Raw genomic sequence first — 23,964 nt, 5'->3', positions numbered from 1 at the left:
GAAGCCATTCCCCAGGAGCCATTTCCCGGTTGGTCAGGGTAGTCCACAACGGCGTCGCTGTCTGTTATCCCTCATGGCCCTGGCACCGACGCTGTGGCGCTGCCCGTTGTGCCTAACGATTGTGGGTGGTCGAGCCGCAGCGGGGCCGGGCAGATCACCTGCACTCGGTGCTCCTGGCCGTCGTCGTGCAAAGCCAGCAATGGCTCGGCCAGCGGTTGGCCATCCAGGCTGATGCTGTGCCGCGCGCCCGGTTGCTGGCTGATCTCGATCCGGTACAGGCTGGCGCCGAAGCGGTAGTCCAGGCTGTAGCCGCTCCAGTCGCCGGGGAGCACCGGTTCGAAGCGCAGGGTGTCGCCGCTGCGTACCAGCCCCAGCAGCGACTCGACGGCCAGGCGGTACATCCAGCCCGCCGAGCCGGTGTACCAGGTCCAGCCGCCGCGCCCGGTATGCGGTGCCACGCCGTAGACATCGGCGGCCATCACGTAGGGTTCGACCTTGTAGATGTCGACTTGCGCGGCGCTGCGGCGGCTGACCGGGTTGATCAGGCGCAACAGTTCCCAGGCTTTGGCGCTGTCACCCAGGCGGGCGAAGGCCATGCTCGCCCATACGGCGGCGTGGGTGTATTGGCCGCCGTTCTCGCGTACGCCGGGCACGTAGCCCTTGATGTAACCGGGGTCCAGGCTGCCCTGGTCGAACGGCGGGTCGAGCAGCAGCACCACCCCGGCCTCGCGCCGCACCAGGTGCTGGTCGAGGGCGGTCATGGCCTGTTGCTGGCGCTCGGGGCTGGCGGCGCCGCTGAGCACCGACCAGCTTTGGGCGATGGAGTCGATGCGGCATTCCTGGTTCGCCGCCGAGCCCAGTACCTGGCCGTCGTCGAAATAGGCCCGGCGGTACCAGGCGCCGTCCCAGGCGTGCTGATCCAGGGCGCTGCGCAGGGTGGTTGCCTGCTCATGGCAGCGCTGGGCGAAGGCGCCATCGCCGTGCAGCCGGGCGATGGCGGCGAATTGCTCCAGCACTTCATGGCCGAAAAAACCCAGCCAGATGCTTTCGCCCCGACCCTGTTCGCCGACCCGGTTCATCCCGTCGTTCCAGTCGCCGGTGCCCATCAACGGCAGGCCGTGGATGCCCTGGGTCAGGCCGCGCTCGATGGCGCGCTGGCAGTGGTGGTAGAGACTTTCTTCCAGGGACGAGACGCCGGGCAGGTCGTAGTAGGACTCCTCGCCGGCGTTCAACGCGCGACCTTCGATGTAGCCGACCTTTTCCTCCAGCACACTGCGGTCGCCGGTCACCTGCACATAACGGCTGGTGGCCAGGGGCAGCCAGAGCATGTCGTCCGAACAGCCGGTGCGCACCCCACGGTTTTGCGGTGGGTGCCACCAGTGCTGCACGTCGCCTTCCGGGTACTGGTGGGCGGCGCACAGCAGCAGGTGCTGGCGCGCGGCCTGCGGGTCGGCGTGGAGCATGGCCATGCTGTCTTGCAACTGGTCGCGAAAGCCGATGGCGCCGCCGGACTGGTAAAAGCCGCTTCGCCCGAGGAAGCGGCAGGCGATCACCTGGTACATCAGCCAGCCATTGACCAGCACGTCCAGGGCCGGCTCCGGGGTGGTCACCCGGATCGCGCCCAGGGTGCTGCGCCAGTGCTGGTGCACGGCTTCCAGTTCCAGGGCGGCGGCGCGATTGCCGCGGTACTGCTGGACCAGGCGGGTCGCGGCCTTGGCATCGCGTTCGGCACCCAGGCGAAAGACGATTTCCTGGCTTTCGCCGTCAGCCAGTTCAAGCCCGACCTGCATCGCCGCGCACGGGTCGAAGGCCCCGCCGCAACGCCCGGACAACTTGGCCCGGGTCATGGCTGCCGGGGCGGCAAGGGTGCCGTTGCGGCCGATGAACTCGGTGCGGTCGCCGCTGAAACTGCGGTCGCTGGCGTCGGTGTCGAGAAACGCCACCCGTGCGCCGAACTCGATGGAGTAGGCGTTGCGCGCAAACAGCGCGCCACTGAAGGGGTCGCTTTCGGTCACCACGTGCATCGCTGAGCGGCTGCGCAGGTCCCCCAGCACCCATTCCACATAGTGCGTGGCCGAGAGCCGGCGTGGCCGGCCGCTGCGGTTGCGCACGATCAGCCGCGAGAACTTGAGCGGCGCGTCGAGCGCCACGTACACCCACAGTTCGGATTGGATGCCGTCTTCTTCATGCTCGAACACGCTGTAGCCAAAACCGTGGCGCGTGCGGTAACTGCCGCTGCCCGGGCATGGCTGGGGCGTCGGCGACCAGAAGTGCCCGCTGTCTTCGTCGCGCAGGTACATCGCCTCGCCGCTGGGATCGCTGACCGGGTCGTTGTTCCAGGGCGTGAGGCGATATTCGTGGGCGTTTTCGTTCCAGGTGTAGGCCCCGCCGCTTTCGGAAATCACCGTGCCCAGCCGGGCGTTGGCCAGCACGTTGCACCAGGGCGCCGGGGTCGGCTGGCCCGGGTGCAGGGTCATGATGTACTCGCGGCCATCGGGGCTGAAGCCGCCGAAGGGGGTATCGAGGATCAGTTGCGGTATCTGCGTCGCCACCGGCTGCCGGGTCAGGCGCTCGCGGCGCACCAGGTTCGGTTCCAGGCGCGCCAGCAGCGGGTCGGCGCGCCGGCGCTGGACCTGCTCGGCGAGGCTGCCCCGGGTGTCGTTGATCACCAGGCGCGCCACCGCCAGCATCAGCGTGCGGTCTTCGCTCGACAGCTGCTGGGCCGGGCGCACGAAGATGCCACCGGGACGGTCGATCAGGCTGGCTTCGCTGCCGGAGGTCACCAGGCCCATGATCAGGTCCTGCAATTGCTGGCGATAACCGGCCTGGTCTTCGTTCCAGATCACCAGGTCCACCGCCAGGCCCTTCTGCCGCCAATAGGCGTGGGCCTTGACCATCTGCTGCACCAGCTCGATGTTGGCCAGGTCGCCGACTTGCAGCAGGACGATCGGCAGGTCGCCGGAAATCGCCTGGCCCCACAGCCCCGACTGGTTGCGGCGGTTGCTCAGCAACAGGCTGCTTTCGGCGCGCAGGGTGGCGTTGGCGTAGATGATCGACGCCGCCATCTGCTCGAACAGCCGGGCATCGGCCAGGGAGGCATTGAGCTGGCGCAACAGCACCTGGCTGTGGGTCCAGGCCAGGTCGAAGACCCGGTCGGCCAGGTGCCGGTCGCGGTATTTGTGGATCAGTTGCAGGCAACTGTCGCGGCTCTGGGCGACCCCGGTCACGAAGTCGATGGTTGCGGTCTGCCCAGCATCCAGGGTGATCCGGCAGCGGATCGCGACAATCGGGTCGAGCACCGGCCCGGCGGTGCCGGACAACTGCTCGATCTGCGGTTCCATGGCCGCCGGCGCCACCACGCTGCGACCACGACCGATAAAGCGCGCGCGGTCGGTTTCGTAGGAAATGGCATCGATGTCCACACCGTGGGCGGCCAGCAGGTGGCACATCCAGGGCGGGGTTTCATGATTGGAGCGCGGCCGGCGGGTGCAGATGATCGCCTGCAACGGCGCCAGCAGCTCGGTCTGCACGAACAGGTTACTGAACGCCGGGTGCATGGCATCGCTGATGGCTGAGGCCAGCACCACTTCGGCGTAGCTGGTGAGCTCGATGCTACGCCGGGTGCGGCCGCGGTTGGTGACGTGCAGGCGTCGCAGTTCGATGTCGTCCTCGGGTGAGACGACGATTTCGCTGTGGGTGTCGAAGTCCAGTTCGCGCACGCGGAACTCGGCGCGGGCATCGGTGAAAATCGCCTCGAAGCTTGCCGGGCGACCCAGGGTCGGCTGGTGCGCGGCGGACCAGAAAGCACCGCTGGCCACATCCCGCAGGTAGCAGAACATGCCCCAGTTGTCGCAGGTGCTGTCCTCATGCCAGCGGGTCACCGCCAGTTCGTTGCAACGGCTGTAGCCGCCGCCGGCGCTGCTGACCATCACGTGGTAGCGGCCGTTGGACAACAGCTGCAGGGCCGGGCGCTTGCGGTCGGGGTCGGTGAACACCCGCAGCTTGGTCTCGTTGACCCTCGCCGCTTCATCGGCCGCCGGGGCACTGGAGGCATGCAGGTACTGGGCGGCGGTTTTCGGTACGCGCTCCTGCAAGAGCAGGGCGGTGGCCTGGAACTGCGGATCGGATTCAAAGCGCCGCTGCATCGGTTGATCCAGCAACAGCCAGGTCAGGGACAGCAGACTCATGCCCTGGTGGTGGGCCATGAAGGATTGGACGATGGCCTGGCTCTGCCCGCGCGGCAGGCGAGCCTCGGTGTAATCCACCGCTTCATACAGGCCGAAACGCCCGGCCAGGCCCAGCTCGCTGAGGCGTTGCAGGTTATCGCAGGCCGCCTGGGGCGCCACCATCAACGCCAGCACGCTGGCGTAGGGCGCGACCACGCTGTCTTCGCCCAGGCCGCGCTTGAGGCCCAGGCCGGGAACGCCGAAGGCCCGGTACTGATAGTTGAGCTGGGCATCCAGGGTGTTGTAGCCCGACTCGGACACCCCCCAGGGAATCCCCAGCTGCTTGCCGTGCTCGATCTGCAGGGCGACCGCGGCGCGGCACGTCTGGTCCAGCAGAGTGCCTTCGTAGTTGGGCATCACTAGCATCGGCATCAGGTATTCGAACATCGAGCCGGACCAAGACAGCAGCACCGGCATCCCGCCATTGCTGGTCAGCAAGCGGCCCAAGGAGAACCAGCCCTCCTGGGGCAACTGGCCCTGGGCGATCACCACAAAGTTGGTCAGGCGCGCTTCCGAGGCCAGCAGATCGTAGTAACCGGCGTCGAGCTTGCGTTCGTCGGCGTTGTAACCGATCACGAACAGGTTGCGCTGACGGTCATAGAGGAAGCCGAAGTCCATGCGGGCCAGGTCGCTGATCTGGTCGGTCAATTGCTCCAGGGTGGCCAGGCGCTGGCTGGCCAAGGCGCGGACGGCACTGACCCGGGGTTGCTGCTCGGGCACCCAGAGGCTGAGGTCAAGTTCGGCCAACTGACGCCAGCTCAGGGGTGGCAGGTTGCTGCCATCCTGTTGCGCGGGCAGCACGAAACGCTCCAGTTCGCTGCGCAGGTCCAGGCATTGCGCCGCCAGCTCGGCGCGCCAGAACAGCACCTCGGCGTCGCCCTCGAGCGCGCTGTTGGCCCCGTGGGCGCTGATCTGCTCCAGCAGGCTCAGCAACTGCGCGCTGGAGCCGTTGGCGCTGTGGCTCAGGCGGTGTTGCATCGCCCGGGCCTGCAGGCTCAGGACCTCGATTTCGCGGCTGTCGAGGCCGGCCGTGTTCAGTGCGTCCTGCAGCACGTCCAGGGTATCCACCAGGCCGCTGGCCAGGCGCAAGTCATGCCGCGGCGCATCGGCCAGGGTCAGCAGGCCCGGGCGCAGGGTCAGCAGCAGGCCGGCCAGGTTGCCGCTGTCCACCGTCGACACATACAGCGGCGGCAGGGGTTTGCAGGTCAGGGTGTCGTACCAGTTGTAGAAGTGTCCGCGATAGCGTTCCAGCTGGGCCATGCTCGCCAGGCTCTGTTCCAGGCGTTGCAGCAGGCGGCCGCTGCTCAGGTAGCCGAAGTCGTGGGCCGCCAGGTGCGACAGCAGGGCCATGCCCATGTTGGTCGGCGAGGTGCGGTGGGCCACGGCGAACAGCGGCTGCTCCTGGATATTGTCCGGTGGCAGCCAGTTGTCGGCCGGCCCCACGTACTGGTCGAAGAAGGCCCAGGTGCGCCGGGCCAGGGTTTGCAGAAACCGCAGTTCGGTGCTGGAGGGATGAAACTCGGCGCGCCGCGACGGTCGGCTCAGCCACCAGGCAATGGCCGGGCTGGCCAGCCACATCAGGATAAAGGGCCCGGCGCTGAGCAGCGCCGGCAGCTGCAGCAATGCCAGCAGCATCAGGGCCAGTAGCGGAGCGATCCACATGCTGCGGTATTGCCCGGCCAGGGAATGGCCGTGGCCGCGCTCGACTTCCCGCGACGGTTGCCACTGCAACAGCCGGCGTTTGCTCAGCAGCATGCGCCACAGGGTGCGGCCGATGGCATCCAGGCTGTACCAGGTTTCATAGGGCAGCCAGACCAGCGGCAGCAGGGCCCGGGTGAAGTGTTGGGAGCAGGTGTGCAGGGCTGCAGCCAGGTGTTGTTCGATCGGCACGTCGACGGTCTTGTGCATCAGTTCCTGCAACGCGCTGCACAGCGGCTGGATCAGCACCAGCATCAACACTGCCAGGGTCCAGGACACGGGCTCAGAGGCACCGAACCAGCCCCACAGCAGCATGATCAGAAACGCTGCGGGTTCCAGGCTGCGGCGCAGGTTATCGAAAATCTTCCAGCAGGCCAGGGCGCTGAGCCGGTTGCGCTTGAGCCCGCCGCTGGCCTTGGGTGTCCAGGGCATCAGCCACGGCAGCAACTGCCAGTCGCCGCGAATCCAGCGGTGACGGCGCTTGACGTCGGCGCTGTAGCGCGAGGGGTATTCCTCGAACAGCTGCACATCGCTGAGCAGCCCGGAGCGGGCGTAGCAGCCCTCGATCAGGTCGTGGCTGAGCACCCGGTTATCCGGGAAACAGTCCTGCAACGCATGCTCGAAGGCGTCCACGGCGTAGATGCCTTTGCCGATAAACGAGCCGTGTTCGAACAGGTCCTGGTACACATCCGACACCGCGCGGGTGTAGGGATCGACCCCGGCATCGCTGCCGAACAGACGGGCATAGGCCGAGCGCGCGGTGCTCGGCAGGCTGATGCCGACCCGTGGCTGGAGGATCGCGTAGCCGGCGCTGATCTGCCCGGTCTGCGGGTCGAACACCGGGTGGTTCAACGGATGGTCGATGGCGCCGATGCATTGCATGGCCACATCGCGCGGCAATTGGGTGTCGGTGTCCAGGGTGATCACGTACTGGACCCGGGGCAGGGCCTGGATATCGCCGACGATCAGCGCGAAGCGCTCGCGCCCCTGGCCACGCAGCAGCGCATTGAGTTCCGCCAGCTTGCCGCGTTTGCGTTCATAACCCATCCAGCTGCGCTCGGCCGGGTTCCAGCGCCGTGGACGATGCAGGAGGAAGAAGCGCTCGGCCTCGGCCTCCGGGTATTTGCGGTTCAGGCCTTCGATCAACTGCTGCGCCAGTTGCAGCAAGCCGGCGTCTTCGGGCAGCACCTCGCTGTCGGCGTCCATGAAGTCGCTGAGCAGGGCGAAGTGCAGGTGCGGGTCGCGGTTGGCCAGAAAGCGCACTTCCAGGCCTTCGACCAGTTCTTCGACATCCGCCGCGTTGGCGATCAGGGTCGGCACTACCACCAGGGTTCGCGCCTGCTCCGGGATGCCTTCGCTGTAGTCCAGGCGCGGCAGGATGCAGGGCGCCACCGTCAGGGTCACCAGCCAGTTGATCAGGCCGATTGCCAGGCGGCTGCTCATCAGCAGGGTCGGCAGTGCCAGCAGGGCCAGCAGGTAAAACGCGTGTCCGTCCTCATGCACCGACTGCATAAAGGACCAGGCCAATAGCAGCGACAGCAGCGCCACCGGCAGCAGAAAGAAACTCAAAGGCGCCCGTTGCAGCAGGCGCTGCCAGCGCTGGGCCAGGGGCACCCGTGCTGCGATGCGTTGCTCCAGCTCGCCGCGACCGGGGCCGACCAGGTAGTAACCGACATGGCTGGCCACGGCGGCGGGGTCCTGTGGCGGCTGGCTGTTGCTCAGGTCGATGGCAATGCGCGCCACCTGTTCTTCGCTGAGCGAGCATTGCCGCGCCAGGCGTTCGACCCGGTGCCGGTAGTGGTCGCGGGTGGCGAAGTCCATGCGCTCATACAGGCCCGCCGGGTCGCTGCGCAGCACCTGTTCGACGTGGCTCATGCGCTCGACGAACTCACGCCAGTTGGTGGCCGAGAGCAGGCGCAGGCTGGCGATGCTGTTGCTGATCGACACCTGGTCGGCAGCCTGTTGCTGGGCGTCGAGTTGCACCAGGCGCTCGATGTTCAGCCCCGACTCGCCCAGCAGTTGTTCGATCCAGGCCAGGGGCAGCACCAGCGCGGCGTTTTGCCCTTGCAGGCGGCGCGCCAGTTCGGCGACGAATGAGGAGGTCATTGGCGGCCCCGAGCGCGCCATGTCAGCCACCGTCAGCACCACGCTCTTGGCATCCTGCTCGGCGGTTTCGATCAGGCGATCGGCCCAGTCGTTGGCCAGGTTGCGGTCATCCCAGTTGGCCATGACCCGTGAGGCCACGCGCCGCAGGTTCTCGATCAGGGCCAGGCGCAACATGATCGGAATCGCCCACAGCTCGCCAAGCTTGAGCGGCATCACGCTCTGATAACACTCGACGAAGCGCCCCAGGCTGTCACCATCGACCCGGCCATCGCCATGGGAAATGGTTTCCAGGGCAATGTCGTAGACCCGTGGCAGACCCGCCGACTGGCCTTCGGCCAGGCGCGGCAATTGCCGGCTGTAGCCACGCGGCAGGTGGGTCTTGGTGGTGCGGATCTGCTCTTCCACCAGGTAGTAGTTGTCCAGCAGCCACTCGGCGGCCGGGGTCGCGCGGCGCGAGGACAGGGGCGCGGCCGTCAGGGCCCGGCAGCTGCTGGCCAGGGTCGCTTCGTTGTCAGCCAGGCGCGCCAGCAGGGTATCGGCGGTGTTCCCCGGGCTCAGGCGATGTTGCTGCGCCAGCAGGGTGCCGTGGTGTGCCATCTGTTCGGCGCTGAACAGCTCGGAGCGCAGCAGCGGTTCATATTCGAACTTGCGCCGCGATTCGCTCCACTGGCGGTAATGGACGGCAGGCAGACGCCAGAACCGAAAGAGTTTGAGGGTCCAATGACTGTCCATGTTTTCCTTGGCAGAGCGTGCCCTCGACCGGAGAAGCGCCGAAGCGGGGGCAATAAGCGAGGCGGGCGTTATCGGGTGCCAGACCTCGCGGGACGCAGCTTCTCAGGGTCTGAGTCTGTCCAGCTCGGGGGGGAGGTGTCTGTGCGCTGGCGAACATAGCGGGGCAGGCGCCGTATAAGGCGCCTGCGACCGTTTATCGGGCGATGACAATTAATCGCCTCCGTCGGTTGTCGATCTTGTGCCGGGTGCATGGCTTCGCCACTTGCGAAGTCGGCCTCGGTCACAGGCATACCCCCACCATGAACAGCGTCGACGATTTCAGGTACAGATCCCATCAACTGCTGATGGAGCTGGATGCGGCCACCTGCGACATGATGAAACTGGTGTCCGCACACCAACTGACAGGGCCGGAATGGGAGATCGCCAACCGCCGCCAGCACGAGGCGTACAAGGTCTGGAACCTGTTTCTCAATGAGCCGCCCCCACGCACTTAACGCGGCCCTGCCCCCCACGCTCAGGATCACAGCGCACGCCCCGGCCGGACGGTCATGGCGCATTGGCCGGCGAGGGCTATCGTTGCCTTTTTCGCTGCGCGCGATCCATGAGGGCGATGCCATGAACACCAGTGATCTGCTGGAACAACTGCTACGGGCCGGCCAGGCCTCGATCAACTCCCAGAGCGGCGCCAGCCCGCAATCCCGGGGCGCTTCTACCGGGCTGGGTGGCCTGGGCGGGCTGCTCGGCGGGCTATTGGGCTCAAGCGGGGCGGCGGGCGGCGGAGGTGGCCTGGGTGGTTTGCTCGGCGGCCTGCTGGGCGGTTCGGGCCTGGGTGGCGCCACGCCTCAGGGGCGGACTTCGGGCAACCGCTACGCGGCCCTGGCGTCCCTGGGGATGATGGCGTTCCAGGCGTACCAGGCCTGGCAGCAGCAACAGGCCAGCACCGCGCAACCGGCCGCCGTCGCGCCCGAGGCCCTGCGCACCGTCGACCTGCTGGCCGGGCCGGAAGCCGAGGCCCATAGCCATGCCATCCTGCGGGCCCTGATCGCCGCAGCCAAGGCCGATGGGCGCATCGATGAACAGGAGCAGCAGTTGATCAGCAGCGAACTGGGGCGCCACACCGACGACCCCGACCTGCAGCAATGGCTCGACGCCGAAGTCGCACGGCCGCTGGACGCTGCCGATGTGGCGCAAGCCGCCGACGGCCCGGGCATGGCCGCAGAAATGTACCTGGCCAGCGTGATGCTGGTGGACCAGCAACAGGCCGCCGAACGCAATTACCTGGACGAACTGGCGGCGGCGCTGGGCATCGAGCCCGAACTGCAATTGCACCTGGAACAACAAGCCCGGGGCGGCGCGGCCTGAGGCTCGTCCGAGGGCCAACACCCACGTGTGGCGAGGGAGCTTGCTCCCGCTGGGCCGCGCAGCGGCCCTGAAATGGGACTGTTACGCCGGCGCAGCGGCTGGTCCAACGGCAGCCAGTTACTTCGCCACAGCATTGTTCGCCGGCTCTGGTGCTCGAATGATCGGTATGACCCCACTGCGTGCTTTTGTCGCAGCGGGCGATTTAATCGGCGCAGCGGCGTGGCGACGGTGATAATGCCCGGCAATCTTCTTGCCTGTTCCTTATCAGAGCCCGTTGCCGCCATGTTCGAGATCAAGCCGTTCGACCCCGCCACCTACCGCCAGCAGACGCGCCGCAGCACGCTGTTTATCGCACTGATTTTCCTGTCCCTGGCCATGGTCCTGTCCAGCGCGGCGGTGCTGCTGTTCGGCCAGCCCGGTGGCGACAACTTCTGGCTCAACGTGGCCGGGGTGGCGGCCGGCCTCGCGCTGAGCATCGGCCTGATGCGCGTGCGTTTCTGGTCCCAGCCGTGGATGGCCGCAGCGGTCTACGGCTGGCAGCTCAAGCGCAGCCTGATGAGCGTGACCAACGTCATGCACCACGTGACGGCTGGCGTGCAGGCGCGGGACCCGGCGGCCATGAAGCTGCTGCGTTTCTACCACCAGGGGATCCACCAGATGCACCAGCTCGACGCCAACTCCAGCGGCCAGGACCAACTGGTGCGCGAGGCCGACCAGCATAAGGAAGCGATGCAAGCCATGGGCCTGGACACCGATCAGCCACGCCTGGACCCGCAATGGATCGAGACGGTGAAAAAGATCGCGGTCGCCCGCTAACGCCGAGTGTCGAGGTCACTCACCGGTGTCAGGGGCGTTCAGCTCGGCCCGTGCCAACTGCCACTGGGCCCAGCAATCTTCGGCGACGATATCGGGGTAACCGCGTTTTTCTTCCATCTGCAACGCGGTACTGAACGACATCGCCATGCACACCGCGCCGTCGCGAATCTCCAGCACTTCGCTTTCGCTCAACGGGGCGCCCTTGGCTTGCTCGGCGTGGTGCAGCACGGCCACCAGGGCCGGAATAAAAACCAGGCAAAGTTGTTCGTCGGTCATGGTTCAGTCCATTGAAGGGGAAGGGCGCGCAGTATAAACAGCCACGGTGGGTGGTGCGCGCCCTGTGTGGTGCGGGTACAGGGTCCTGACTGGAAGCCACCTGCAATCACGGGACAGATCGGGAACCTGTGTTCAATGCCTGCCGATTCGGGTCGACGCATCGTCTCCAACAATCCGGCCTCGACTTATGCCCGTCTCGAGGTGGAAGCCTAGGGACACGAAACGCTTTGTCGTTCTTCAGCGTCCACATGGCCTGCCCAACCTGAGTCAGTTTCAGACTGCCCTTATATCCCGCCCTTGAACTCTGCCCTAAATTCCCGCCGCCGGGGCAAGCCCTGCATATCTCCCACGCTTTGGGGAGCAAACAGGGCGCCCAGTGACAGGGAGTGAGTGATGGCCAGCCAATCCGATTTGCGCTTTACCTTCAGCATCGGCGATGAGTCCTTTGACGTTGTCGAGTTCACCTTGCAAGAAGCTCTCTCAGAGACCTTCCTTCTCGCCGTTGACCTCACCAGTGCTAATCCGGCCATCGACTTTGGCCAGGTGCTCGATCGCTCGGCCCTGATGACCCTCTGGCATGGCCAGACTCCCGTACGCCATGTGCACGGCGCGGTGTCTTCCTTTGTTCAGCACGACAGCGGCTTCAGGCGCACCCGTTATTCGGCAGTGATCGAACCGCGCCTGGCGCGGTTGAAGCTCAGCTCCGACTGGCGCATTTTTCAGACCCTTAGCGTGCCGCAGATTACCGAGGCGGTGCTCAAGGCCCATGGTCTGATTCATGACTACGAACAACGTCTCACCACCGAGCATCAGCCCCGCGAATACTGTGTGCAGGCGGGAGATACGGACTACCACTTTGTCGAACGCATCATGCGCGAGGAAGGATTTTTCTACTCCTTTCGGCACAGTGCCGAAGGTCACCAACTGGTCCACAGCGACCGACTATTTATCCACGGTCGGGTGGGTGATGAGCCCGTGCAATACAACCCAACGCCCGGCGGTGATCAGCCACAACCGGCTCTGCGCCGCTTCGCCTATAGCGAAAACGTACGCACGGCGCGCCAGACCCAGCGCGATTACACCTTCTACCATCCGCGTTACAGCCATCAGCACAGCCGTGATGGCGTCGATCTCGACCATCAAGGTCGCCAATACGAACGCTACGATTACCCGGCACGCGCCAAGTTTGACGAGGCCGGAAAACCCTTCGCCGAGAACCGCCTGCGCGGTCATCGGCGCGATGCACGCATGGCGCTGGTAGAGGGCGATGATCCGCGCCTGCAGCCGGGCATTTCCTTCACTCTCGCGGGCCACCCGCGGGAAGATATGAACCGAGGCTGGCGCCCGGTGAGCATCGTTCACCACGGAAAGCAGCACACCAGCCAGTCTGAAGAAAGTGCCGAGGCGCAGTTGGGTACGCACTACAGCTACCAGGCCGAACTGGTCCCCGATGATGCCGAATGGCGCGCCGAACCGCTGCCTAAGCCACTGATCGACGGGCCGCAAAATGCGGTGGTGGTTGGGCCACCAGGGGAAGAAATCTATACCGACGAATACGGCCGAGTGAAGGTTCAATTCCCCTGGGATCGCGACGGCAAGCAAGACGAATACAGCTCCTGCTGGATCCGCGTCGCGCAAAACATCTCCGGCGCCACCTGGGGCCATATGGCCATTCCGCGGATCGGCCAGGAGGTTATCGTCGACCATTTCGACGGCGACCCTGATCAACCGATCATCACCGGTCGCACCTACAACCGCCTCCAGCTACCACCCTATGAACTGCCCCGGCATAAAACCCGGATGACCCTCAAGAGCAAAACCCACAAGGGCGAAGGTTTCAACGAACTGCGCTTCGAGGATGAAAAGGACCAGGAAGAAATCTACGTCCACGCGCAGAAAGACCAGAACATCCACATCAACCACGACGAGACGACTTTCGTCGGCCATGACCGCAGCGAACAAGTCGAACACGACGAAACCATCAGCATCGGTCACGACCGCAAGGAAACCGTAGGCAACGACGAGCAGGTCAATATCGGCCAGGACCGCCGGCACGAAATCGGCCAGGACGATGACCTGAGCATCGGTCGCAACCAGACGATTCGCACCGGCAAGGATCGCCTCGAAGAGGTGGGCAATCATCGCCGCGACAAGACCACGGCCAACCACTGGGTCAGCATCGGTGGGCACCAGGAGCACAGCGTGGAAGGCCGATCCGAACTGCAAGCGGGCCAGGGGATTCGGCATCGGACCAAGGTCTACGAGTTGCAGGCCGCCGATGAAGTGCTGATCAGAGGGCCCGGTGGCAGCATCCGTATCGACGGCTCTGGCATCGTCCTCGATGGCATCAGCATTCGGATGAAGGGAGCAATGACTCTGGAGTCCACAGGCAGCACGAACTCGATCCTCATCGATGCAGCACCGGTGCCGGGAGAGCCGATTTGCCTGGGTTGCCTGCTCAAGGCCATTGCGCAAGGGCGCAGTGTCGTTCGGTTGGAGGAGACAGCCCAATGACTCCATTTGCCGAAGGCATTGTGAATGAGTTGCGACCATTGCCGACACACAGACTGACGGCCATCGTTGAAATGGCCCGCCTGGAGGCAGCGGCCAGGCAGCATGTCATCGAGCGGTATGCGGGATGGCCGCTATTGCCACAGCCCGAATTTGCCCATTTGCGGGACGTTGGGCCCTGGCTTTTTGCAGCGTCTTCCGAGTCGTGCCTGCAGGGGCAATACGATTTCCACTGCGACCTCACTGAGTGCACCAGTGATGCGATTTGCGGATGGCTTATCAGCGCCTTGCCCCCGCCTGACCTGGCTGAGCACTTGAGCCAGGCCACCGTCGCCCAAGGGCCTGATGGTGCGGCCTATCTGCTGCGCTTTCATACCGAGCTGGCCTTTCCCGTGCTGCATGCCCGCCGCGACTTGCCGGGCATTGCGGATTGGCTGGCGCCGATTCGCTCATGGTGGGTCGTATCCCCGCACCCGGAACGTAAAGCCTGGCGGCATTTCGCTGGCTACGACAAGCCTTCACTGCGCGGGGTTTCAACGATTGAGCTTGATGCATCGTGCTGGAAAGCACTGGCAGGCGACCCACTGAGCTACCGCTTGGCAGACCAACTGCTGGAGCCGCTGACCCGCTCAGGGATGCATGAGAATTGTCATGGCACCCGGCTTGGGCTGGTTCGCGAGTTACTGGCACAGGCCCATCGCCTGGGGCTGAGTCGCCAGAGCGACAAAATTGACTACGTCACCCTGATGGCCTTGCAAGGCAAAAGCCTGCAAGGCTCGCCGATTTGGAACGAGGCATTGCAGGAAGCCAGAGACCAGGGTCGTCCACTCGCACAAGCCCTGCAACTACGCATGCGCAAGAAAGGCGCTTGAGGATACCCATGTTCAGTTGGAAAGAGACCTTTGAGCAATGCACTGAAAACCGCTCGCTCTTGGACAGTGCGCTCGATCGCGGTCCAGAGGTCAGTTGCACGCGAACCTTTGCCATCCTCCCCTTGCGCTATGGCGCAGTGGGCGGCAGTGCTGCACAACTGAAACTGCTGCCGTCTTTGCCGACACACTTGAGCAAGCCGCAACAGGTCGCGGCCCTGAGTGCGGCAGGCTACGCCATACGTCCGCTGCGCCAGGGCTTTTTGTATGTGCTTATCAAGCGCATCAGTAACGGCACTTACGCCTGGCATAGCCAGTACCGAATCTCGGAACTCGGAACACTGAGCTACATCGATGCGCACAAGCCGTGGCAACCCGCCCCTTCCGCGAGTGTCGACGCTGACGGCATCAAGGGCTTGACCTGGATGTTCAAGGTCAATGATGTGGACGACATCAGCGACCTTCGTCTGCTCTACAGTCCGGCCCCGCTGACCGAAGATTCAATGAAGAAGTACCGTGCATTGCCACGTTACCGTGACACCCTGACCTCGATTGACGTCGCCAAACTGGCTTGCGCAGAGCCTGCGGTAATGGACGGTGTATTGGCTCAGGACCAACTCAATCGGGTGGCGGAGTTTGCAGCGCTCGACCAGCCCAGGTTGAAAGAACTGCTCAAGACCCAGGCATATTCCACGTTGCCGCCACCGTTGCAGGTGGCTCGAGCCGAAATGCTGCCTGCCGGTACACGCAAGGAATACCGGGGGGCGGCTATCGTTGTGCATGACGCGATCGGCATCACTCAGGAACTCAATACCTGGCGCAATGCAAGCGTAGAGCCCCTCGATGCCTTTATGGAGCAGAAGGACGCAGAGAACCTCGACAATAAGCGCAAACTCACCGTCGCCTTCGCCATAGAAAACATCAAGCAGTTGCTGGCCGAAGCGGCGGAGGCTAGCTACTACAAGGCAGAGCAGAACATCGGTGTGCGCTACACCGACCGCGAATATGAAATGAGCAACCGGCACGCCGTCGTGCAGTCAGCGGGAACCTATCGTAATTACCGCAACCCTACGCATCAGCAAGAAGTGCAGCAGGCCACCGCCCGGCAGCGACGTCAAGACAGCTGGAACAAATACGCCGAGCACCTCAATGAAGACCGGCGCCAAGCTTTCCTGAAGGACTATCAGCGCGTGGTCGATCAAGCGAACCAGGCCAAGGATGCCCGCGCTGGCGATCACCTGCGGTGGCTGGAAAGCGAGTCGTTCCTCGAAGCGCTGGATGCCTTTGATCGTAACGACGCCGAACAGGCCCTGCTGTTCGAAGACCAGATGGGAAAAGCCATTGTCGGGATGAACGCCACCGCCGTAGGCGAGGCGCTTCTGGAGCGCTGGCGCGCCGCGGATATCTCCCGGGAGAACCTGTTCTGGCGCTCCCTGGCGCAAAACCAGACCGCCCTCGAGGACGAAGTCAAAACGCTGGTCCCCCAGCAGCATTCGCTGGTTCACCTTGATCCGCAAACACTCCAGGAAAAATTCAAGAAGCTGTCCGACCTCTATGAAAAAAGCGGTGCGCTTCTCGACGCGCTGGCCCAGAGCGGCATAGCAGGGCCACCGGCAAGTTACCTGGCGGCCGGCGCTCTGATGATCAACACCCTGGGCAATACCCTGTTCCAGGGCACGTTGGCGAGCAATCTGGACAAACCCCTGAACTGGTTGTTGGCCAGGGTCTTGAAATCGCGTTTGGGCCACTACTCGCAGCACTTCCGCCTGGAAATGCGTGACGGCAAGGCCTTGAGCCGCGGCACGTTGGGCCGCATGGACCGAGCGACCTCCCGCAGTTTTGACGAGGCGCTGCGCGCCGGTACCAAAGGGCCCATGGCTGAGGTGCGTCTCGGCGGTCTACTGGTCATACTGGAAATGTGGAACCTGCACAATCGCTTCAATGCCGCTGACAAGAACAGCCGAGAGTACGCCGAACTCGCGGCCGCAATGGTGGGGCTCGCGGCGGCGGGTCTTGAAATAGGCGCATCGACGGCAGGCCTTGCGGAAAAAAGCAGCAATGCGGCAGTCCAGCAAGGCGCCAAAGTGTTCAAGAGTGGTTTGCGATTGGGGGCTGGGGTATTGGCGGGTGGGGCGGCGGGAGTGGGGGCGTGGTATGACGGTCAAGATATGAGGGATAACTTGAAGGTAAGTGAATACTCAATTGGCATGTTTTATCTCATACGAGCAAGTGCGCAAGCAGGTGCAGCGTCTCTTTCAATTGCAATTGGTCTGGCCTCTGCTGGCCCGTATCTAGAATATTTGATCAAGAAACATGGCGCCAAGTCGTTGTTCGGAAGATTTCTTTTGTACACATTGCAAACTTCTTCGACATTGGCACTGCGAATGCTGCCGATGCTGCGTATTTTCTTCGGGCTTAATGTCCTGTTTATTGCTCTGGTCGTTATCGAGATTTTCTTTCTTCCCGATGCACTTGAACGTTATTTGTCCCACAGCGCCTTTCGCAAAAACCGCAGCAACGGCATCGCCGATACCGAACAAAAGGAACTTGAAATCTTGCAGCGCGCGATAGGGAGTACGCTCTGATGTATCTATTCGAATGGGGGTTCCAATGGTCGAAAAAGCAGATGACCTACGAGGAGTGCACCGAAGCCGTCAATAACCAACAGCGCAAACCCGGGCAAGCTGAACTCAACGCCCCGGACGGCGTTCAAGAGTCCGTTTCAAAATCTGTTTATGATAATGAATCTTTATATAACTATAACGATACTTATATTGATTTGCGTACGCCTAACGATGAAAAGCGCGGATTAATAACGATCTTTCTTGGATGGCTTGGAGGTTTCTTTTTCTACCTGCTGATTGTGACTTTGGATATATCAATAAGAAGGTTGTATACAGGGCTTAATCACGATGGTACGCCAGTGAGTGGGTCGGATTGTTTCTTCCTGATAATGATCCCTTTGTTTGTTGTGGGAATGCTTTTCATCTATTTTAAATACGGCTTTCGATACCTTCGGCTAGAGTCGTTTACTGCGCGTCGCATTATCGTTCGCTTTAATCGCATCACCCGCAAAGTATATTTGCTGCGCCCCAAACATCTGGGGGGTATTCGGATAATGGAATGGGATAAGGCCGAAGTCGTTATTGATAAAAACATGACGGAGCTGGATGGCACAGGCGGGTTTGTCATTGTGATCTGGGAAAAAGATGATGGCGTAGACCTGCAGGGTAATCCGCTTGACAATATTGAGGCGGCCTTCGTCGGCAAGCCCACCCGCAATGCCAGCGAACTGCTGGCCTTCTGGGAATATATCCGCCGTTATATGGAAGACGGTCCTGCGGCGGCCCCGCCCCCGAAAAAACTGATCAGCAAGTTTCCCTGGCCCTGGAACTCGTTCAAGGCGGCCTGGGGGTTGGATACCCGCTTTTTGCAACACAGTGGCCTGTGGGTATTTGTCCTGATCAACTTGCTGCTACTGCCGGTCGTTCTTATTCACGGCACGGGCCACTGGCTGTCGTTGTTGTTGTGTTATGAGCCCAGGTTTCCCCGTGTTATCGAGGAGGCTGGGCGCTGATGTATCTATACGAATGGGATTTCAATGCTCCAAAAGGCAGGTGGCCTACGAGGAGTGCGACTCAGGCATGGGTCGCCGTCCGCTCGCCTTGCCTGCTGCTGGAGCGGCCGCCCCAGGCCATGACCCCCATCGCCAGTACCTGAATCAGCCCCGCGCCGATAAACAACCCACTGCTCGACCCGGCGCTTTGCGGCATGGCCAGCAAGGCGCCAAACAGTGCCGGAGCGAAGGCGTAGCAGCCCTGGGCGAAGGCCACGATCAGGGCCACCACCCGCTGGCTGTGCTGGCTGCTGAATTCGGCCTGGGCGATCAGCGGCGGTAGCGAGGTGGCGTTGCCGATGCCGGCGCCGAACAGCAGCACCCCGAGCCAGATCAGGCTGTCATGGGCGCCAGCCAGGACCAGGGCGATGCAGCCGGTCAGTTGCACGCCGTAGCTGAGGCAGGCGATATGCCGGCGGTTGGCGCCGGGGGGCATCAGCCAACCCACCAGGGTGCGGCCGGCGATGGCGCTCAGGGTTGCGAGGCCCATGGCCAGGCCGGCCTGCTGTTCGCCAAAACGCGGTACCAGGACCCGAAACAGGTGGGCGATCAGGCCGATCTGTGCCACCAGGCCCAAGGCCATGGCGGCGCCCAGGGTCAGGAAATGGCGGTTGCGCCACAGGGAAACCGGGGCGTCGGTGGAAGGGGTGGTCGGCGCTGTAGGCGTGGGCTGCGGTTCCAGTCCGTCGGGATGCTGGCCGAGCAGCGCGGGACTTTTGTTCAACACCCGGCGCGCGACGCTCGCCACTGTCACCAGGGCCAGGGTGCCCACCAGCAGCGCGGCCATGGCAAAGCCCAGGCGGTTGATCAGGTAGACCCAGGCCGATGAAAAAATGACCCCGCCCAGGCTCGCGCCGTTGTAGGCCATGGCCAGGGCGGCGGGGCGCTTGCGCACAAACCAGGGAGCAATGATCGCGTTGATCGCCGCCGCGCCCAGGGTCACCCAGCCCAGGCCGCTGAGCAGGGCACCGATAAACAGCTGATAGGGCTCGCGGGCCAGGGCCCAACCGAGCAGGCCCAGGGCCAGGAGCAGGGTGCCGAGGCAGGTGACGCGCGGCAGGCCAAAGCGCCGGTACAGCCGGGGCAGGTTGGCGACCACCAGGGTTCCGGCCAGAAAATGTACGGTGACGGCCGCCGAGCACAGGCTCAGGGACCAGCCGCTGCGCTGGATGACCGCGTACATGAAAATCGGCGGCCCATAAAAGCCGATGCCCCAGCCGAGCATGGCCAGGACAAAGGCCGTGAGCAGCACTTTATTGCCGAAGAATACTGCTCGATTCATTGCGCTTTGCCTTGGACGGTGTGGAAGCCACAGTCTGCGGGCCAGCAAGGGCTGACACTTCGTTGCCCAGCGAAGTATCAATGTGCGCTGCTCTGGTTAATGAGGGTGAGGGATCTTGCTCCGGCTGGGCCAAGGTGGCGCTCCAGCGCGCGGGGGGCGTCGATGGCTGTCCCGTGATTGCTCCGGGAGCATGGCGGGCTCGGGGTTTGCGGCTGCTGCGCAGCCGAGCGGGAGCAAGCTCCCTCACCACGGCTTATGGTTGAATGGTTATAAAGTCAGATCATATCGATATAAGTGGTTATAAGAAAAATCGCTATGCTGCCGCCAGAATTTTATATAGCCGCGTGACGTGTAGGACATGTGTTAATGGATGTCGGTAATTTTGGGTTTGTGATTGCAGGCTTGGTAGTCGGATTTATTGTCGGCATGACCGGCGTCGGGGGCGGTTCGTTGATGACCCCCATCCTCCTGTGGTTCGGTATCAACCCGGCGACTGCCGTGGGCACCGACCTGCTGTATGCAGCCATCACCAAGTCCGGTGGGGTGCTGGTACACCAGAAGAACAGAAACATCGATTGGAAGATCACCGGCTGGCTGACCCTGGGCAGTGTGCCGGCGGTGCTCGCGACCCTGTGGTTCCTGAACAACCTGGACGGCGATCCCCAGGCCCTGAACTCGGTGATCAAGCAGGCGCTGGGTGTGGTCCTGCTGCTGACGGCCCTGGCGATTCTGTTCAAGAAGAGGTTGCTGGCCTTCGCCCAACGGCATGCCGGTGATCACTACCAGCTCAGCGATTCGAAGCTCAATGCCCTGACCGTGGTCACCGGCCTGGTGCTGGGGACCATGGTCGCCCTGACGTCGATCGGTGCCGGCGCGCTGGGCACCGTGGCGCTGTTTATTCTCTACCCGTTCCTGGCCACCAAACGCCTGGTGGGCACCGAGATTGCCCATGCCGTGCCCCTGACCCTGGTCGCCGGCCTGGGCCACGCCAGCATGGGCAACATGGACTGGCACCTGCTGGGGTTCCTGCTGATGGGGTCGCTGCCCGGGATCTGGGTCGGCAGCCATATGACCGGGCGCGTCTCGGATGAAATCCTGCGCCCGTGCCTGGCGGTGATGCTGTTTTCCATCGGCTACAAACTGGCGTTCTAAGCCGGTTCGGAATCAGTCTTCCGGCAGGTTGTTGAAGATCTTTTCCAGGGTCCCGTTGAGCTTGGTGATCTGCGCTTCGGTCAGGCCCTTGAAGCTGGTGCGGAAGATATCGCTGGTGCCGTGCTGGATCTCTTCGATGGTGTGGCGGCCCAGGTCGGTCAGCGACACCTGGGTTACCCGCCCGTCGCTGGCGCTGGTGTTGGTTTCCACCAGGCCGTCGGCCTTCATGCGGTAGACGATCTTGGTGATGGTCGAGAGCTTGGCGATGGCGTGGATCGAGATTTCGGAAATGCTCGACTCACCGTTTTCCTTGAGGATAAACAGGATCCGCCAGCGCGGAATGTCCATGTCGATTTTCTTCAGCGCCTTTTCCATGGCCATGGAATAACGACCGTGCAGGCGCGCCAGCCAATAGAAGGGAAACTCTTCTTTCTTGAAATCTTCACTGGCGGGGTTGTAGCGGCTCAGGCGTTTTTTCGGGGTGGTCATAAAGGGTCGCGTAGTCTTTTCTGATGAGCTGGCTTTATAGAGGGTTGCACGCGGGCTGTCGACCGCAGCAGGCCCGGGCATGGCTTAGCGCGGCGGCCATTGTCGCGCCGGGCCTGGCAAAAAACCAGCGACCCCACCCGCGACCCAGCCGCGCGGGCAGGCCCTTGGGCCGCGGCCTCAGGCCAGCCCTTCGTGCTTGAGGCTGGCGCGAAAGTGACCGCAACCCTTGCCCAGCAGCACCAGGGTCAGGACCACGGCGCCGGCATTGAGCAGGGATATCGAGGCGCCCACCTGCAACGGATCGTGGAACAGACGGTCGGTGGCCAGGGCCACCAGGCTGGTGCCCAGGCCCAGGCCGATCAGGTTCGATATCAGTAAAAACAGGGCCGAGATCTGCGCCCGCATCTGGTTCGGCGGCAGGATCTGCATCGCCGCCGTCGAGGCCGGCATCGGGAACGAGGCGAAGAACATCGCCACCGCCAGCAGCCCCAGCGACCAGCCCAAATCACCGACCTGGGTAAACAGCACCGCCGGCAGCGCCATGCCCAGGGCGCCGATCACCCCGGCGCGCATCGGTGCGTCGCTGTAGCCCTTGCGGGCCAGCCAGTCCACCAGCCAACCGCCGCAGAACACCCCGCTGGTGTTGGCCAGCAACACGATGCCCCCCAGCAGGTAACCGACGTGGCTCGGAGCCAGGCCGAAGCTGCGCATGTAAAAAGCCGGCGACCAACTGAGCATGCAGAACAGGGTCATGGCATAGAAGGAAAACCCCAGGTAATGGCAACTGAAGGTCTTGCGATGCAGCGTCAGAAAGCGCAGCGCCTGGCCCATGCTCGGCGCCCGTACCTGGCCGTCGGCATCGAGTTTCAGGCCCTGGCGCGCCGGGTCGCGCACGGTCAGGGCAATCAGCAGCGCCACCAACAGGCCCGGCAGGCCGACCAGGACGAACGTCAGCTGCCAGGGGCGCATTTCTCCCAGCAGCGGCACCATCAGGCTGTCGAGGTTTTTCAGCAGGTCGATGACATAGCCACCGATCAGGAAGGCCATGCCACCGCCGATAAACGAGCCGATGGAATAGATCGCCACCGCCCGCCCGAGTTTTTCCCGGGGGAACATGTCGCTGAGCATGGAGTAGGTGGCGGGGGACAGCGCGGCTTCGCCGATGCCGACCCCGATCCGCGCCAGGAACATCTGCGCAAAGGTCGTGCACAGCCCGCACAGGGCGGTGGCCATACTCCAGAACGCGATGCCGATGGCGATGATCCGCGGCCTGGAAAAACGGTCGGCGAGCAGCGCGATGGGCATCCCCATAAAGGCATAGAACAGCGAGAACGCCAGGCCGTGAAGCAGGCTGAACTGGGTGTCCGAGAGCTGCATATCCTGTTTGATCGGCTCGATCATCAGCGCCAGGATCTGGCGATCGATAAAGGAAAACATGTAGGCCAGCATGCAAATGGCAACGACGTACCATTCGTAGGCGTAGCTTTTTGCGGTGACCCGGGTGGTGGCGGTGCTGGTCATGTACGTTGGCCCCTTGTGGGTGGCTGAGCGGTCGGCGGCAGCAGGTCTTGCCAATGGGTGAATCGGTGACGTCGGCGTTACCCGGGTGCCTGTGCCGGGTGCACGGGAGTGTTGTTATTGGGCAAATGGGCGGGGCTGCGAGGGATTGGCAGCGGGCCCGGAACCTTTTTAGGCCCTTGCCGGGCGCGGCTCTATGCGCCAGGCGCAGGGCCTGTTCCGCAGATGCAAAAAGCCGTGGCGTGGCGTGAAAATTGCTTTCCGTTTCCAGTAATTTTTTACCTGTTCGCTGGCTCTGGCCGGCGGCTTGCCGAGGTTTTTTCCATGCTCGATGACCTGTCCCTGCTCGACCGTCACTGCCTGCTGAATTCCGCCGGGTTTGGCGAGGTCAGGGACAAGGTCAGCCACTACCTGTGGCCGCACCACATGCGCATGCAGCAGGGCGGGGCCTTGCACTCGCGGCTGTACGGGGTGTTCTTCGGCAGCTCGGCGTTGTTCGATCTGCATTACGGCGCGCCGGTGGATATCGACGCCGGCGACATCACCAGTTTCTACCTGATCCGGGTCACCCTCGAAGGGGGCGGCATGGTCTCCCTGGGCAAGCAGAGTGCGGTGCTGCACAAGGGTGGGCTGACCATCTCCTCGCCGTCCCAGCGCAGTTTTATCCGCATCGACAAGGACTGCCGCAACCTGATCCTGCGCATCGAGCGCGAAGCCCTGGAGCGCCAGTTGCAGCAGTTGCTCAACCGCCGCTTGCGCCAGCCCCTGGTGTTCGAGATCCAGGTCGACCCCGGGCACCCGGGCCTGGCCGTGGTGCGCGCCACCCTGGACTACATCTGCCGCCTGCATGGCGAGGCCAGCCAGAGCCTGCTGGCCTCGGCCATGGGCGGCGGCCTGTCGGACTACCTGCTGTCGGTGCTGCTGACCCAGTTGCCCCACAACTACTCGGCGGACCTGCTGCAAGAGCAGCGCCAACCGATGCCGCGCCATGTGATCAAGGCCCGGGACTACATCGAACAGCACCTGGGGGAACCGATCGCCCTGGCGCAGCTGGCGCGGCATTGCGAAGTCTCGGTGCGCACCTTGCAAAACGGCTTCGCCCGGTTCCTCCAGCAAACCCCCAGTGACTACCTGCGCACCCGGCGCCTGGCCCTGGTGCACGCCGCCCTGCAACAGGCCGGGCCGGCGGGCAGCGTCACCGATATCCTGCTCAACCACGGGGTCAGCAGCTTCGGCCATTTCGCTACCCAGTACCGCCGCCAGTACGGTTGCCTGCCGTCCGCGACCCTGCGTCGCCAGGCCTGACCTGCG

At 63.5% G+C, this 23,964-nt stretch carries 14 protein-coding genes; 9 read left to right on the top strand and 5 right to left on the bottom strand.

Annotated features, from left to right (window positions below):
- Nucleotides 1-71 precede the first annotated feature (71 nt).
- Nucleotides 72-8,762 (bottom strand): glycoside hydrolase family 94 protein, encoded by an 8,691-nt coding sequence (locus JFU57_RS30180; protein ID WP_201131785.1) that lies wholly within the window; start codon nt 8,760-8,762, stop codon nt 72-74.
- A gap of 299 nt (nt 8,763-9,061) precedes the next feature.
- Here JFU57_RS30180 and JFU57_RS30175 point away from each other — a divergent pair, with 299 nt between their 5' ends.
- The 3 genes from JFU57_RS30175 (at nt 9,062) to JFU57_RS30165 (ending at nt 10,940) form a co-directional block, all read left to right on the top strand.
- On the top strand, nt 9,062-9,256 hold the full coding sequence (locus JFU57_RS30175; protein ID WP_078474115.1) for a hypothetical protein: 195 nt from the start codon (nt 9,062-9,064) through the stop codon (nt 9,254-9,256).
- A 121-nt stretch (nt 9,257-9,377) separates the two neighbouring features.
- Nucleotides 9,378-10,124 (top strand): DUF533 domain-containing protein, encoded by a 747-nt coding sequence (locus tag JFU57_RS30170; protein WP_201131784.1) that lies wholly within the window; start codon nt 9,378-9,380, stop codon nt 10,122-10,124.
- A 282-nt stretch (nt 10,125-10,406) separates the two neighbouring features.
- Nucleotides 10,407-10,940, top strand: a complete 534-nt coding sequence (locus tag JFU57_RS30165; RefSeq protein WP_078474113.1) for a DUF3087 family protein — start codon at nt 10,407-10,409, stop codon at nt 10,938-10,940.
- 15 nt (nt 10,941-10,955) lie between these two features.
- On the opposite strand, the gene JFU57_RS30160 is transcribed toward JFU57_RS30165, so the two are convergent.
- Nucleotides 10,956-11,216, bottom strand: a complete 261-nt coding sequence (locus JFU57_RS30160) for a hypothetical protein (protein ID WP_078474112.1) — start codon at nt 11,214-11,216, stop codon at nt 10,956-10,958.
- 393 nt (nt 11,217-11,609) lie between these two features.
- Between JFU57_RS30160 and JFU57_RS30155 the strand changes: the two genes are divergently transcribed.
- From JFU57_RS30155 to JFU57_RS30140, 4 genes are read left to right on the top strand one after another with little or no spacing between them, the layout of a single operon-like run.
- Nucleotides 11,610-13,730 carry a type VI secretion system Vgr family protein gene (locus JFU57_RS30155; protein ID WP_201131783.1) on the top strand — a complete coding sequence of 707 codons (2,121 nt, stop codon included), beginning with the start codon at nt 11,610-11,612 and terminating at the stop codon, nt 13,728-13,730.
- Nucleotides 13,727-14,599 carry a DUF4123 domain-containing protein gene (locus JFU57_RS30150; protein ID WP_201131782.1) on the top strand — a complete coding sequence of 291 codons (873 nt, stop codon included), beginning with the start codon at nt 13,727-13,729 and terminating at the stop codon, nt 14,597-14,599. The genes JFU57_RS30155 and JFU57_RS30150 overlap by 4 nt, the downstream gene beginning before the upstream one ends.
- 8 nt (nt 14,600-14,607) lie before the next feature.
- Entirely contained in the window at nt 14,608-17,181 is a 2,574-nt protein-coding gene (locus tag JFU57_RS30145; RefSeq protein ID WP_201131781.1) for a T6SS effector BTH_I2691 family protein, read from the top strand.
- Nucleotides 17,181-18,173 carry a DUF6708 domain-containing protein gene (locus JFU57_RS30140; protein ID WP_242487374.1) on the top strand — a complete coding sequence of 331 codons (993 nt, stop codon included), beginning with the start codon at nt 17,181-17,183 and terminating at the stop codon, nt 18,171-18,173. Before JFU57_RS30145 ends, JFU57_RS30140 begins: the two co-directional genes overlap by 1 nt.
- Nucleotides 18,174-18,234: 61 nt before the next feature.
- Here JFU57_RS30140 and JFU57_RS30135 read toward each other — a convergent pair whose 3' ends face one another.
- Entirely contained in the window at nt 18,235-19,494 is a 1,260-nt protein-coding gene (locus JFU57_RS30135) for an MFS transporter (RefSeq protein WP_201131780.1), read from the bottom strand.
- A 366-nt stretch (nt 19,495-19,860) separates the two neighbouring features.
- Between JFU57_RS30135 and JFU57_RS30130 the strand changes: the two genes are divergently transcribed.
- The gene (locus JFU57_RS30130) at nt 19,861-20,646 is read left to right on the top strand and encodes a sulfite exporter TauE/SafE family protein (RefSeq protein WP_201131779.1); all 786 of its coding nucleotides are present in this window, start codon (nt 19,861-19,863) and stop codon (nt 20,644-20,646) included.
- Between the two features lie 12 nt (nt 20,647-20,658).
- Here the strand turns inward: JFU57_RS30130 and JFU57_RS30125 are convergent, their stop codons facing one another.
- Both JFU57_RS30125 and JFU57_RS30120 read right to left on the bottom strand, forming a co-directional pair.
- The gene (locus tag JFU57_RS30125; protein ID WP_078473977.1) at nt 20,659-21,135 is read right to left on the bottom strand and encodes a MarR family winged helix-turn-helix transcriptional regulator; all 477 of its coding nucleotides are present in this window, start codon (nt 21,133-21,135) and stop codon (nt 20,659-20,661) included.
- Between the two features lie 177 nt (nt 21,136-21,312).
- On the bottom strand, nt 21,313-22,656 hold the full coding sequence (locus JFU57_RS30120) for a spinster family MFS transporter (protein WP_078473978.1): 1,344 nt from the start codon (nt 22,654-22,656) through the stop codon (nt 21,313-21,315).
- Nucleotides 22,657-22,977: 321 nt separating this feature from the next.
- Here JFU57_RS30120 and JFU57_RS30115 point away from each other — a divergent pair, with 321 nt between their 5' ends.
- On the top strand, nt 22,978-23,958 hold the full coding sequence (locus JFU57_RS30115; RefSeq protein WP_078474008.1) for an AraC family transcriptional regulator: 981 nt from the start codon (nt 22,978-22,980) through the stop codon (nt 23,956-23,958).
- Nucleotides 23,959-23,964: the final 6 nt, after the last annotated feature.

Source organism: Pseudomonas sp. TH07 (genome assembly GCF_016651285.1).
GTDB lineage: Bacteria > Pseudomonadota > Gammaproteobacteria > Pseudomonadales > Pseudomonadaceae > Aquipseudomonas.
Note: the sequence above shows the minus strand (reverse complement) of the source record. Positions and strands in the feature narration are given on the sequence as shown.

Bases quoted from the DNA above. Each gene is read 5' to 3' on its own strand.
- JFU57_RS30180 (WP_201131785.1), bottom strand. From the start codon at position 8,762: ATGGACAGTCATTGGACCCTCAAACTCTTTCGGTTCTGGCGTCTGCCT.
- JFU57_RS30175 (WP_078474115.1), top strand. From the start codon at position 9,062: ATGAACAGCGTCGACGATTTCAGGTACAGATCCCATCAACTGCTGATG.
- JFU57_RS30170 (WP_201131784.1), top strand. From the start codon at position 9,378: ATGAACACCAGTGATCTGCTGGAACAACTGCTACGGGCCGGCCAGGCC.
- JFU57_RS30165 (WP_078474113.1), top strand. From the start codon at position 10,407: ATGTTCGAGATCAAGCCGTTCGACCCCGCCACCTACCGCCAGCAGACG.
- JFU57_RS30160 (WP_078474112.1), bottom strand. From the start codon at position 11,216: ATGACCGACGAACAACTTTGCCTGGTTTTTATTCCGGCCCTGGTGGCC.
- JFU57_RS30155 (WP_201131783.1), top strand. From the start codon at position 11,610: ATGGCCAGCCAATCCGATTTGCGCTTTACCTTCAGCATCGGCGATGAG.
- JFU57_RS30150 (WP_201131782.1), top strand. From the start codon at position 13,727: ATGACTCCATTTGCCGAAGGCATTGTGAATGAGTTGCGACCATTGCCG.
- JFU57_RS30145 (WP_201131781.1), top strand. From the start codon at position 14,608: ATGTTCAGTTGGAAAGAGACCTTTGAGCAATGCACTGAAAACCGCTCG.
- JFU57_RS30140 (WP_242487374.1), top strand. From the start codon at position 17,181: ATGTATCTATTCGAATGGGGGTTCCAATGGTCGAAAAAGCAGATGACC.
- JFU57_RS30135 (WP_201131780.1), bottom strand. From the start codon at position 19,494: ATGAATCGAGCAGTATTCTTCGGCAATAAAGTGCTGCTCACGGCCTTT.
- JFU57_RS30130 (WP_201131779.1), top strand. From the start codon at position 19,861: ATGGATGTCGGTAATTTTGGGTTTGTGATTGCAGGCTTGGTAGTCGGA.
- JFU57_RS30125 (WP_078473977.1), bottom strand. From the start codon at position 21,135: ATGACCACCCCGAAAAAACGCCTGAGCCGCTACAACCCCGCCAGTGAA.
- JFU57_RS30120 (WP_078473978.1), bottom strand. From the start codon at position 22,656: ATGACCAGCACCGCCACCACCCGGGTCACCGCAAAAAGCTACGCCTAC.
- JFU57_RS30115 (WP_078474008.1), top strand. From the start codon at position 22,978: ATGCTCGATGACCTGTCCCTGCTCGACCGTCACTGCCTGCTGAATTCC.